10 protein-coding genes are annotated in these 11,939 nt (G+C 71.7%); 8 read left to right on the top strand and 2 right to left on the bottom strand.

All coding sequences use genetic code 11. The features are described 5' to 3' along the window. The first annotated feature begins 71 nt into the window (after nucleotides 1-71). The 3 genes from ACZ4S3_RS36955 to ACZ4S3_RS36945 all read left to right on the top strand — a co-directional run bounded on the left by ACZ4S3_RS36955 (nucleotide 72) and on the right by ACZ4S3_RS36945 (nucleotide 3,728). Nucleotides 72-1,685, top strand: a complete 1,614-nt coding sequence (locus tag ACZ4S3_RS36955) for an APC family permease (protein ID WP_467942796.1) — start codon at nucleotides 72-74, stop codon at nucleotides 1,683-1,685. A 158-nt stretch (nucleotides 1,686-1,843) separates the two neighbouring features. Beyond that, nucleotides 1,844-2,677, top strand: a complete 834-nt coding sequence (locus tag ACZ4S3_RS36950) for a PP2C family protein-serine/threonine phosphatase (protein WP_467942795.1) — start codon at nucleotides 1,844-1,846, stop codon at nucleotides 2,675-2,677. A 64-nt stretch (nucleotides 2,678-2,741) separates the two neighbouring features. Beyond that, a complete protein-coding gene (locus ACZ4S3_RS36945; RefSeq protein ID WP_467942794.1) occupies nucleotides 2,742-3,728 on the top strand; it encodes an MASE1 domain-containing protein in 987 nt (328 codons plus the stop codon). Nucleotides 3,729-3,747: 19 nt separating this feature from the next. Here ACZ4S3_RS36945 and ACZ4S3_RS36940 read toward each other — a convergent pair whose 3' ends face one another. Continuing rightward, complete coding sequence (locus tag ACZ4S3_RS36940; protein ID WP_467942792.1) at nucleotides 3,748-4,809, bottom strand: ATP-dependent DNA ligase; 1,062 nt, start codon at nucleotides 4,807-4,809, stop codon at nucleotides 3,748-3,750. A gap of 91 nt (nucleotides 4,810-4,900) precedes the next feature. Here ACZ4S3_RS36940 and ligD point away from each other — a divergent pair, with 91 nt between their 5' ends. From ligD to ACZ4S3_RS36920, 4 genes are all read left to right on the top strand, one after another. Then, entirely contained in the window at nucleotides 4,901-5,911 is a 1,011-nt protein-coding gene (gene ligD / locus ACZ4S3_RS36935; RefSeq protein ID WP_467942791.1) for a non-homologous end-joining DNA ligase, read from the top strand. A gap of 179 nt (nucleotides 5,912-6,090) precedes the next feature. After that, nucleotides 6,091-6,255: a hypothetical protein gene (locus ACZ4S3_RS36930; RefSeq protein ID WP_467942790.1), complete on the top strand. Its 165-nt coding sequence runs from the start codon at nucleotides 6,091-6,093 to the stop codon at nucleotides 6,253-6,255. 8 nt (nucleotides 6,256-6,263) lie between these two features. Continuing rightward, nucleotides 6,264-7,487 (top strand): PP2C family protein-serine/threonine phosphatase, encoded by a 1,224-nt coding sequence (locus tag ACZ4S3_RS36925; protein WP_467942789.1) that lies wholly within the window; start codon nucleotides 6,264-6,266, stop codon nucleotides 7,485-7,487. Between the two features lie 60 nt (nucleotides 7,488-7,547). Then, a complete protein-coding gene (locus ACZ4S3_RS36920) occupies nucleotides 7,548-7,760 on the top strand; it encodes a hypothetical protein (RefSeq protein ID WP_467942787.1) in 213 nt (70 codons plus the stop codon). Between the two features lie 8 nt (nucleotides 7,761-7,768). Here the strand turns inward: ACZ4S3_RS36920 and ACZ4S3_RS36915 are convergent, their stop codons facing one another. Beyond that, nucleotides 7,769-9,316 (bottom strand): AMP-binding protein, encoded by a 1,548-nt coding sequence (locus ACZ4S3_RS36915; protein ID WP_467942785.1) that lies wholly within the window; start codon nucleotides 9,314-9,316, stop codon nucleotides 7,769-7,771. A 365-nt stretch (nucleotides 9,317-9,681) separates the two neighbouring features. Here ACZ4S3_RS36915 and ACZ4S3_RS36910 point away from each other — a divergent pair, with 365 nt between their 5' ends. Further along, nucleotides 9,682-11,766, top strand: coding sequence for a SpoIIE family protein phosphatase (locus ACZ4S3_RS36910; RefSeq protein ID WP_467942783.1), 2,085 nt, complete (start codon nucleotides 9,682-9,684; stop codon nucleotides 11,764-11,766). The last annotated feature ends 173 nt before the right edge of the window (nucleotides 11,767-11,939 follow it).

The raw sequence follows: 11,939 nt of genomic DNA, 5'->3' as shown, positions 1-11,939 counted from the left end.
CGGAATCCGCATCCGCCCTCGTCACGTAGGCTCCCACCAGCCAGGACAGGGATCCAAGGAGGCCGTTTTTCGTGACGGAGCGTCAGGTGTCAGGTGGGGGCGATACGGCGGGCGCGCCGGAAGTGCAGGCGCAGGAACGCCGGTTGCGCCGCGAACTGGGCTTCTGGGGACTGACCGGGATCGGTTTCTCCAACATCGTCGGATCCGGCTGGCTGTTCGCCGCCATGTACGCGGCGCAGACGGCGGGCCCGGCGTCGCTGCTGTCCTGGGTCGGCGCGGGGGTGCTGTGCACGCTCGTTGCCCTGGTCATGATCGAGCTCGGCGCCTCGCGGCCGGAAGGCGGCGGCACCGTCCGCTGGCCGCTCTACGCCAGCGGACGCCTGGTCGGCACCCTCGTCGGCTGGTCGGTGCTGCTGTCGGTCGGCGGCACCGCGGCCGAGATCAGCGCGATCATGCAGTACCTCGCCCACTACCTGCCGGCCCTCTACAACGGCCACACCCTCACCGTCTCCGGTCTGGCGCTGGCCGCCGGGCTCAGCGTGCTGCTGACGGCGCTGAACTGGTTCGCGGTGCGGATGTTCGCCCAACTCAACAATCTGATCTCGGTGTTCAAGATTGTGGTCCCGGTCGTCACCGTCATCGCGCTGATCGCCTCCGGCTGGCACTCCGGACGGCTCACGGACCACGGCGGATTCGCCCCCTACGGCTATGTGGCCTGCCTGACCGCGCTGGCCGGCGGCGGCATCGTCTACTCCGTCAACGGCTTCCAGGCACCGCTGGACTTCTCCGGTGAGACCCGTAACCCCCGCCGGACGATTCCGGGCGCGGTCCTCACCGGCATCGGCCTGGCCGTCCTGATGTACCTCGCCCTGCAGGTGGCATTCCTCTTCTCCGTCCCCGAGAACCTGCTCGGCGGCGGCTGGCAGGGCATCTCCTTCGACTCGCCGTTCGGCCAGCTCGCCCTGATCCTCAATCTGCACTGGCTGTCCAGCCTGCTCTACGCGGACGCGGTGCTCTCCCCGGGCGGCTCGGCCTACGTGGGCGTGGCGATCGACGCCCGGCACACCTACGCGCTCGCCAAGAACGGCACCATCCCGCGCTACTTCATGAAGGTGAACGAGCGGTTCGGCATCCCGCGCCGGGCGCTGGTGGTCAACCTCGTGGTGATCCTGGTCTTTCTGCTGCCGTTCGGCGGCTGGCAGGACATCGTCAGCGTGATGGGCGATATGTATCTGCTGATCTACGCGGCCTCGGCGGTCGCGGTCGCGGTGTTCCGCGCCGAACCGGGCGGCGGCACGGCCGGCTGGGTACCGGGGCTGCGCTACATCGCGCCGATCAGCTTCGTGGTGGCGACCGAGTTCGTGTACTGGTCGGGCTGGGACGATCTGCGGCTGGCGCTGCCCCTGGTCCTGGGCGGGCTGCTGATCTTCCTGGTCATGCGCCGCCCGGGAGAGCACGCCGGTCCCGCCCGCCCGCTCCGCACGGAACTGCGCACCGGTGCCTGGCTGGTGGTCTACCTCGCCGTGCTGACCGTGCTCTCCTGGCTGGGCACCTTCGAGGGCTCCGGCCGGCTTCCCGCACCGTACGACTCGTTCACCGTGGCGGCCGTCGCGCTGGCGGTCTTCTACTGGGCGGTACGGTCCGGCGTCGGCCATCTGACGGCGTCCCGCACAGCCGCGGCCTGAGCGGCCGGCCCCCGGCACCGGCCGCGCGGAAGCCGACCCGCGGAAATATGATGAACCCGGGAGTTGCGGATCGCGCCAGGTCAGGCGGGGGGAACGGACAAGCCGCGCGGATCGCACCCTCGTAGTGGTTCCTGCACCGATGCACCCTGGAGCGTGCCATGCTTCGGCGTCGTCCCCCGCGGTCGGCGAGCGCCGACGACCTGCTGACCACGCTCGGGCGGCTGACCGCCCAGGCGCGGGAAGGGGCCGAGCTCCAGCAGGCCCGGGTGGAGCTGGCCGAGGCGCTGCAGCGCGAGATGCTTCCCGCCTTCCTGCCGGAGGTGCCGGGGCTGCGGGCCGCGGCGACCTATGCGCCCGCCCGCCACGGCCTGGACATCGGCGGCGACTGGTACGACGGCTTCCCGCTGCCCGACGGGTCCCTGGCGTTCTGCATCGGCGATGTGCAGGGCCACGACGTCGAGGCGGCCGCCTTCATGGGACAGATCCGGATCGGCCTGCGCGCCGTCGCCCCGCACGCCGCCGACCCGGGCGAGGTACTCAGCCGGGCCAACGACCTGCTGCTCTCGGTGGACTGCGGCCTCTTCGCCACCTGCACCTTCCTCCGGTTCGACCCGGCCACCTGGGTCATCTCCAGCGCCCGCGCGGGCCATGTACCCGGCATCTGGGCCACCGTCGACGGCGGCTGCGGCGTCGCCGAGGACCCCGGAGGGCTGCCGCTGGGCATCGACCCGGGCGAGACCTATCCGGTCACCCGTCGCCGGCTCACGACGGCGGGCACGTTCGTGCTGCTCACCGACGGCGTTGTCGAGGGGCCGTCGTTCGCGATCGAGGCGGGGCTGGCGAAGGTGACCCGGCTGGTCGCCGCCGGCGCCGGACACGAACCGGCCGAAGTGGCCGCCGAGGTGATGAACATCGCCGAGTGCACCGGGCACACCGACGACGCCGCGGTGATCGTGCTGACCTTTGACGGGGCGGCGCACAGGGCCGGGTGAAGCGCGCCCCCGGGAGCGCGTGTCGCGGCCGACGCCGGGACACCGGCGTTGTCTGATGGCTGGTGTGGTGCGCACCGAGGAGTTCCGGCGGCTCGCTACCGCAGCCGCGACGATCGCCGCCCTCACCGCCGTCTACTACGGAGCCGCCCGGATCGGGCTGCTGGAGCAAGTGGTGGTCGCGGGTGCGGTGGTCACGCCCCTGTGGCCGCCCACCGGCATCGCCCTGAGCGGCTTCCTCCTCCTGGGCCTGTGGACCTGGCCGGCCGTCGCCGCCGGCACCCTCCTCATCGTCTGGACGATCAGCCCACTCAACATCTCGGTCCTCGGCATCATGGCGGGCAACACCCTCGCCCCGCTGTGCGCCTGCCTGATGCTCCGCCGGGTGGGCTTCCGTCCCGAGCTGGACCGGCTGCGCGACGGAGTGGCCCTGGTGGTTTTCGGCGCCTTCGCCGGGATGCTGATCAGCGCGACCCTGGGCAGCGGAACCCAGGTGCTCACCGGCTCCCTGCCGACCGGTGACTTCTGGCGGACCTGGGCCGCCTGGTGGGTCGGGGACGCGATGGGCATCCTCATCGTCACCCCGCTCGTGCTCGCCTGCCGCACGATCCGCCGGCCGTGGGACATCCCCGCCTACCGCTGGTTCGAGGCGGCGGCCCTGCTGACCGGCTCGGTCATCGTCTCGGCCATCGCCGTCAAAAGCCCGCTGTCCCTGCTGTTCCTGGTCTTTCCGCTGATCGTGTGGGCGGCACTGAGTTTCCAGCTGGTGGGCGCCACACCGTGCGTGCTGCTGGTGTCCGTGGTGGCGATCCAGGCGGCGACCCGGCGCATCGGACCGTTCGAGGGCCAGAGCCTCCTGGAGGCGATGGTCAACCTGCAGGCCCTCAACGCGTCCATGGCGCTCACCGCCCTGCTGCTCTCGGCGGTCATCACCGAGCAGATCGGCGTCCGGCGGAAGATCGAGCACGCCTGCTCGGAGCTGGCCGAAGTGGTGGACCGGCTCGCGCCCGGTGAACGCAGGCGCCGCTGGCCGCCGGGCGGCGAACAACGGTGACCGGCCCTCGTCCGCGTCCTCATCCGCTCAGCACATCCCCCAGGTCATAGCCGACCGGCTCCTCCAGCTGCGCATACGTGCAGCTCTCCGGCGTACGGTCCGGGCGCCAGGTGCGGAACTGGGCCGTGTGCCGGAACCGGCTGCCCTCCATATGGTCGTAGGCAACCTCGCACACCCACTCCGGGCGCACCGGCACCCACGACAGGTCCTTGCCCCCGCTCCACCGGCTCGGCCCCCCGGGCATCCGCCGCGTCGCGTGCGCCGCCTCGTCGGTCCAGTCCCCCCAGGGGTGCTCCGCGACATCGTCCATCCGCAGCGGCTCGAGTTCCTCGATGAGCTTGCGCCGCTTGGCCATGGGGAACGAGGCGCACACCCCGACGTGCTGCAGCTGTCCGGCGTCGTCGTGCAGGCCCAGCAGCAGGGACCCGACGACCGGCCCGCTCTTGTGCAGCCGGTAGCCCGCGACGACGCAGTCGGCGGTGCGGGCATGCTTGATCTTGAACATGGCGCGATCGCCCGGCCGGTACGGCAGATGCAGCGGCTTGGCGACCACCCCGTCCAGGCCCGCCCCCTCGAACCGGGTGAACCAGGTGCGCGCCAGCTCCTGATCGGTGGTCGCCGGCGCGGTGTACACGGGAGGCCGGGCCGTCCGCAGCGCCTCCACCAGCGCTTCCCGCCGCTCCGCCTGCGGCTCGTCCAGCAGGGAATCGGGGCCCAGGGCCAGCAGGTCGAAGGCGACGAGGGAGGCGGGCGTCCGCCCGGCGAGGGTGCGGACCCGGGAGTCCGCCGGATGGATGCGCTCCAGCAGCTCCTCGAAGTGCAGCCGCCCGTCGTGCGCGATGACGATCTCGCCGTCGACGACACAGCGCGGCGGCAGTTCGTCCCGCACCGCCGTGACCACCTCGGGGAAGTAGCGGGTGAGCGGCTTCGTCGTACGGCTGGCGATCTCGACCTCGTCGCCGTCCCGGAAGACGATGACGCGGAATCCGTCCCATTTGGCCTCGTACTGCATGCCTGCGGGAATGTCGGTCACAAGCTTGGCGAGCATGGGGGAGACCGGGGGCATGACAGGCAGGTCCATGTCCCGATCCTGACGGCCGGGCGTCCGTTCCGCGCGCCGGGGCCGGGCGCTCCGGCGCGCGGCGGCGCCGCCCGGAACTTAGCGTTGAGGCATGGCCGCAGGAGCTGTGGAGCTGGACGTCGCGGGGCGCACGGTGCGTGTGTCGCACCCGGACAAGACGTATTACCCCGAGCGTGGCTTCACCAAGCTGGACGTCGCGCAGTACTACCTCGCGGTCGCGGACGGTGTGCTGCGCGGGCTGCGCGACCGGCCCACCACCATGCAGCGCTTTCCCGACGGCGTCGAGGGCGAGTTCTTCTACCAGAAGCGGGCCCCCAAGGGACTGCCGGAGTGGCTGCCCACCGCCCGTATCGCCTTCCCCAGCGGCCGGTTCGCCGACGAGATGTGCCCGACCGAACCCGCCGCCGTCGTCTGGGCGGCCAACCTCGGCTGTCTGACCTTCCACCCCTGGCCGGTACGCCGCGCCGACACCGAGCATCCCGACGAGCTGCGGATCGACCTCGACCCGCAGCCCGGCACGGATTTCACCGATGCCGTCCGCGTCGCCTACGACCTGCGGGAACTGCTGGCGGAACACGGGCTGCGCGGCTGGCCCAAAACATCCGGCGGCCGGGGCGTGCACGTCTACGTCCCCATCCGCCCCAACTGGACGTTCACCGAGGTCAGACGGGCCGCCATCGCCGTGGCACGGGCCCTCGAACGCCGCCGGCCGGACCAGGTGACCGCCGCCTGGTGGAAGGAGGAGCGCGGCGCGAAGGTCTTCGTCGACTACAACCAGATGGCCAGGGACCGCACCATCGCCTCGGCCTACTCGCTGCGCGCCCGGCCGCGGGCGACCGTCTCCACCCCGCTGCGCTGGGAGGAGCTCGCCGACGCCGCGCCCGAGGACTTCGATCTGCGGACCGTTCCGCCGCGCTTCGCCGAACTCGGCGACATCCACGCGGACATGGCCGAGCACGCCTTCGGCCTGGAGTCGGTCCTGGAACTGGCGGACCGTCAGGAGACGGACGAAGGGGTGGGCGATATGCCGTACCCGCCCGACCACCCCAAGATGCCGGGGGAGCCGGCCCGGGTGCAGCCGAGCCGGGCCCGTAAGCGCTGAGGGCCAGGCCTTCCGCCGGGCGACCGGCCCGGCGCGTGAGCGGCGGAGGCGGTCCGGCGCTCGCCGTGACGTGGGGCGCCCCGCTCAGCCTGGCCGGCGCGGTACCCGACGACCGCTCAGGCGCGTCGACCGTAGTCCCCGACATGCGCGGGCTCCGATCGGGAGGGAAAATTCCGCCCGTGGAGTACGACACGCAAACGCAGGACGCGCGCCGGGAGGCGCGGGCGCGAGCGGCGCGGCGAAGGCGCCCGCCGGCGGCGCTCGCCGCAGTGCCCGCGGTCTTCGACTGCGCGCCCGCGCACCCGGGCACCCGGGTGGCCCAGGCGCCGCCCCCGGATGTGTGAGCCGCTCCGTGTCCGCCGAGATCGACTACGCGGCCGTCTTCCAGGCCCTGCCGGGCGGGGCGCTGCTGCTCACCCCGGAGCTGGTGATCCTCGACGTCAACGAGGCCCATCTGCGGCTCTCGGGGCGTGTGCGGGCCCATCAGATCGGCCGCTATCTCTTCGATGTCTTCCTCGACAACCCCAACGATCCCGACGCGTCCGGCGCCCGCGGCCTGGAGGCGTCGCTGCGGCGCGCGGTGGCCACCCGCGCTCCCGACGCCATGCCGGTCCACCGCTACGACGTGGAGGTGCCCGGCCGGCCGGGGGTGTACGAGGAGCGGTACTGGAGCACCGTCAACGCGCCCGTGATCGGCCCCGACGGGGAGGTGAAGCTGCTGGTGCACCGGGTCGAGGAGGTCACCGAACTGATCCGGGCTCGCCGGGTGGAGCTCGGCGAGGAGCGGGAGCGGATGGAGGCCCAGCTCTACAGCCGTGCCCGGGAACTCCAGGAGATCAACGACCGGCTGCGCCAGGCCCACGCCAGGGAACGGCAGGTGGTCCTGACGCTTCAGGAGGCGATGCTGCCCGCCCCGCGGCCTGTGGGGCATCACCGGGCGGCGGTGCGCTATCAGCCCGCCGTCGGGACGTTCAACGTATGCGGCGACTGGTATGAACTGGAGGACCTGCCGGGGGACCGGATGGCGGTGGCCGTCGGCGACGTCGTCGGCAACGGTCTCGAGGCGGCCTGTGTCATGGGCCAGCTGCGCAGCGCGCTGAGCGCCGCCGTCCTGGTCGCCGACGGGCCCGCCAAGGCGCTGGAGGTGCTCGGCCTGTACGCCCGCTCGGTCGACGGCGCCGAATCCACCACCGTGGTGCAGGTCGTCATCGACTGGACCACCCACACCCTCAGTTACAGCAGCGCCGGCCACCCGCCGCCCGCCCTGCTGCACCCCGACGGCACCGTGGAGTTCCTCGACCGGGCAACCGACCCGCCCCTGGGAGCGCGCCCGGAACACGTCGCCCGGCCCGAGGCGCGGAGCCCCTTCACCGACGGCACCGTGCTTGTCCTGTACACCGACGGCCTGATCGAACGCCGCCGCGAGGACATCGACGTGGGCCTGACCCGGCTGGCCGATGCCCTCATCCACCACCAGGGCGCCGCCGTCGAACCCCTCGCGGACGCCTTGCTGGCGGACCTGCTGCCACCGGGCGGGACCACCGACGACACGGCGCTGGTCATCATCCGCCTGTGACGGCGCCGTACGGGTGCCGTCCGGCCTGCGCGCCGCCGTTCCCGCCCGCACCCTGGTGTCATGGAAGCGAATACACCGCAGGTGACCGTGCACCCGCCGGGCCCGGACGGGGCGCGGCGGGTGACGGCCGGCGACCGCAGGCTGGGGGTCGCCCACCGGATCGAGGACCTGGTGAAGTTCCTGCGGCATGTCGGCCTGGACGACGTCGAGGTCGAGGAGACCGACCTGATCGACTGGCGGGGCGGCGGACCCGAGTCCTGGGACGCCCTGTAGGGGCGGCCTCAGCCGGCGACCGAGAGCTCCCGCTCGGCCAGGCGGCGCAGCTCCTTCTTGTCCGGCTTGCCGGCGTCGGTCAGCGGCAGCGCGTCGGTAAAGCTGACCTGGGCCGGCTCGTACATCGTGCCGCGCTCCGCGCAGACCATCGCCCGCAGCTGCTGTCCGTCGACGTCACTGCCGGGTACGGGCACCACCACGGCGTACACCCGCTCCATCCGGTCCGCGTCGCGGACACCGAAGACGGCGCTCTGCAGGACCTGCGGGTGCGAGTTCAGCAGGTCCTCGAGCTCGGTGGTGTACACATGGCCGCCGACCACGACGATCATGTCCTTGATCCGGTCGACGATGGTCAAGTACCCCTCGTCGTCGAGGAATCCGATGTCCCCGGTGTGCAGCCAGCCGTCCCGCAGCACCTCGGCGGTCAGCTCGGGCTGCTTCCAGTAGCCCTGCATGATCATGGCGGAGCGGACGCAGACCTCGCCGTGTTCACCGTTCGGCAGATCGCGGCCGGACTCGTCCCGGACCGCCACCTCGACGTCGGGCAGCACCTTTCCGGCGGAGCGCAGCCGGTCCGGGCGCTCGAGGTCGTGGTCCTCCCGGGTGAGGACGGCGATGCCGCCGGCCTCGTTCTGGCCGTACCCCTGAAACAGCACCGGGCCGAACCGCCGTACCGCGTCGGCTATTCGGGCCGGGGACGCCTGGCAGCCGCCGTACGTCAGCATGCGCAGGCTGGAGGTGTCGGTGTGCCGCGCGTCCGGGTGGTCCATCAGCTGGTAGAGCAGCGGCGGCAGGAGGAACATGTCGGTGATCCGCTCGCGTTCGATCGCGGCGAGCGCGGCCGCCGGGTCGAAGTCGTCGAGCAGCACCACGGTGCCGCCCGCGTGCAGCACGCTGTCGGCCAGATAGCCGGCGGCGTGCGCGAGGGTGGTGCACACCAGCTGGCGGCGCTCGAACCCCGGCTCCTCGGGCAGCACCCCGCGGAACCAGTGGGCCTGCTCGAAGGTGGTGCAGATGCCCTTGGGGTGACCGGTGGTGCCGCCGGTGTGGCGGATGGTGCAGACGTCGTCGGGCCGGGCACGGGTGGCGAGCGGCTCGGCGCTCTGCTGCGCCGCCAGCTCCAGCAGATCGGCGCCCGCCTTCGCCGGGCCGAGTGCGAGGACGGCCGGCACCGGGGCCAACTCCATTACCTCGGCGGCCCGTTCGGCGTAGCGGGGGTCGACGATCAGCGCCTGGGTCTCGACATCGCGGACGATGTCGGCCTGGGCGTCGGCGGAGAGCTTGTTGTAGAGGTGGTTGACGCGGGCGCCGACCAGGTTGGCCGCGTAACGGGCGGCGACGGTCTCCGGCAGGTTGCCGCTCAGCAGGGTGACGGTCTGTCCGCGGTCGATCCCCTGGGCGAGCAGCGCCCTTGCCATACGGTGGACCAGGTCACGGAATTCCCCCGCAGTGACGCGACGGCCTTGATGAATCAGGGCTTCGTGGTCCGGGTGGGTGCTAAGGACATCGAGGTTCTCCTCCACGTAGGTGCGGAAGTTCTGGTCATCCATCGGCATGTCGGGCTTCTCCTGAGGCCGGAGTGCGGTCCTGACTCCGGCGGTGCGGGTACGAGAAAGTTAGTTGCTAGAGGCAACTAAACCCAGGGTAGTCGCTGGAGATCAACATCACCAAGTCGGACGGCCCGGCACGGCTGTTATCCGCCACGGCCAGGAAAATCGTCAGCAAGGTCGCCCGGTCGTACTACTACGGCGCATAATGCTGGCTCCCCACAGGACACCGTTCTCTTGAAGATCTCGCTCTCCCTGCGGGGCTGTCCCGTCTGGAGAGATGATGGAGGGCAGCGGACGCACGGCGTATGACGGCCGGGCGCGGAGAGCACCACGGCTGTCGGTCCCCGGAGACCGGCGGAAGGAGTGCCTTGATGGGTGCGACCGACGCGTTCCCCGAGGGTGCGGCCCCGACGGGGGCAGGCGCGTCCCGGCCCGGCGGCCTGCTCGATGTCCTGGGCGTGGCCGCGGTGATGCTGGACGGGGAAGGCCGGATCACGCTGTGGAGCCCGCAGGCCGAGGACCTGTTCGGCTGGACCGCCGATGAGGCGCTCGGTCGGCTCGCCGCGCAGCTGCTGGTAGCGCCGGAACACTTCGATCTCGCCCTCTCCCTCTTCTCCCAGGTGATGACGCACGGCGAGAGCTGGGCCGGGGTCTTCCCCGTCCGGCACAAGGACGGCGGCACCCGACTGGTCGAATTCCGCAATATGCGGCTGCAGGACGAGCGCGGCGAGTCCTACGCCCTGGGCATCGCCACCGACCAGCACGTTCTGCGGCGGGTCGAGCGGGATCTGGCGCTGTCCGTACGGCTGGTGGCGCAGTCGCCCATCGGGCTGGCCGTGCTGGACACCGACCTGCGGTTCGTCATGGTCAACCCGGCGCTGGAGCGGATCAATCACCTTCCCGCCGAAGCGCATATCGGCCGTGACGTCCACGAAACGCTGACGTTCCTGGACACGAGCGTCATCGCGGCCCGCATGCGCGAGGTCCTCGCCAGCGGCAAACCGCTGCTCGATCAGTTCACCGTCGGCCGGACCGGCGCCGACGCGGGCACCGAGCAGGCCTGGTCGGTGTCGTACTACCGGCTGGAGGACCCCAACGGCCGGGTCCTCGGTGTGGCGACCTCCGTCGTGGACGTCACCGAACAGCACCGGGCCGCCGCCGAAGCCGCCCGCGCCCGCCGCCGCCTCGCCGTCATCGCCGACGCCTCCGCCAGTGTGGGCACCACCCTCGACGTCGACCAGACCGCCCACGAGCTGGCCGATGTCATCGTGCCCGAGCTGGCCGACCTGGCCGCGGTGGACGTCCTCGACACCGTCCTGAACAGCCGCCGCCCGGCCTCGCTCGCACCGGGCGCCCCGGCCCGCTTCCGGGCCCTCGCGGTGGCCGCCGCCTACCCCACCGACGCCGTCCGTGCCGCGGATCCCACCGGCCAGATCGCCTCGTACGACGCCGACCGGCTGATCACCCGGTGTGTCACCGACGCCCGCCCCGTCCTGGTCGCCCAGGTCGGCGAGAAGGACCTGCCGCGCATAGCCGCCGACCCGCAGGGCGCCGAACTGCTGAGGGAGGCCGGGCTGCACTCGTATCTCGCGGTGCCGCTGATCGCCCGCGGCGAGGTGCTGGGCGCCCTGTCGCTCTACCGCGTACGCAATCAGCTGCCGTTCGACGAGGACGACGCCGTGCTCGCCGTCGAACTGGCCGCCCGCGCCGCGGTCTGTATCGACAACGCCCGGTCGTACCAGAGCGAACGCCGCACCGCCCTCACCCTCCAGCGCCACCTGATGAACCACCGGCCGCGGCAGCCCGCCGGCATGGAGATCGCCTACCGCTACCAGCCCGCGCAGGCGGCCAGCGAGGTCGGCGGCGACTGGTTCGACGCCATCCCGGTGGCCGGCGACAAGACCGCGCTCGTGGTCGGGGACGTCATGGGCAGCGGGATCAACGCCGCCGCCACCATGGGCCAGCTGCGCACCACCACCCGCGCGCTGGCCGACCTCGACCTCGACCCCGCCGAGGTGCTGCGGCATCTCGACCACATCGCCGCGGGCCTCGACCCCGCCTTCGCCACCTGCCTGTACGCCGTCTACGACCCCCAGCGCAAGCAGTGCAGCATCGCCGTCGCGGGGCATCTTCCCCCGGTCCTCGTACGCGTCGGCCAGCCGCCGGAACTGCTGGATCTGCCCACCGGCGCCCCGCTCGGCGTCGGCGGCGTCACCTTCGAGCAGACCACCGTGCCGATGGCCGACGGTGACCAGCTCGTCCTCTACACCGACGGGCTCATCGAAACCCGCGAGGACGCCATCGACACCCGGCTGGACACCCTCCTCGAGCTGCTCGCGGAGCCCGAGCGGCCGCTGGAGGAGCTGTGCGACCGGCTGCTGGGAGAGCTGCGCCACGGGCACGACCACGACGATGTCGCGCTGCTCATCGCCAGGGCCCATGCGCGGGACCTCTGACGGGTCGCAAGGCGCCGGATCCCTCGTTCCGCCAAGGGATCCGGCGTGCCGGACGGAAGAATCCGCACTGTGGCCCAGGCCACGAAATCCGCATGGATTGCGCCCTCACAACATCGATTAGCGATCGTTGCGTCTCACAGACAACGGATTTCGTTGTCCGGCAGGCTTAACAA

The organism is Streptomyces sp. NPDC028368 (assembly GCF_055565615.1).
This window is presented reverse-complemented; position numbering and strand designations above follow the sequence as displayed.

Bases quoted from the DNA above. Each gene is read 5' to 3' on its own strand.
- ACZ4S3_RS36910 (WP_467942783.1), top strand. From the start codon at position 9,682: ATGGGTGCGACCGACGCGTTCCCCGAGGGTGCGGCCCCGACGGGGGCA.
- ACZ4S3_RS36940 (WP_467942792.1), bottom strand. From the start codon at position 4,809: ATGGACCTGCCTGTCATGCCCCCGGTCTCCCCCATGCTCGCCAAGCTT.
- ACZ4S3_RS36915 (WP_467942785.1), bottom strand. From the start codon at position 9,316: ATGCCGATGGATGACCAGAACTTCCGCACCTACGTGGAGGAGAACCTC.
- ACZ4S3_RS36950 (WP_467942795.1), top strand. From the start codon at position 1,844: ATGCTTCGGCGTCGTCCCCCGCGGTCGGCGAGCGCCGACGACCTGCTG.
- ACZ4S3_RS36920 (WP_467942787.1), top strand. From the start codon at position 7,548: ATGGAAGCGAATACACCGCAGGTGACCGTGCACCCGCCGGGCCCGGAC.
- ligD (WP_467942791.1), top strand. From the start codon at position 4,901: ATGGCCGCAGGAGCTGTGGAGCTGGACGTCGCGGGGCGCACGGTGCGT.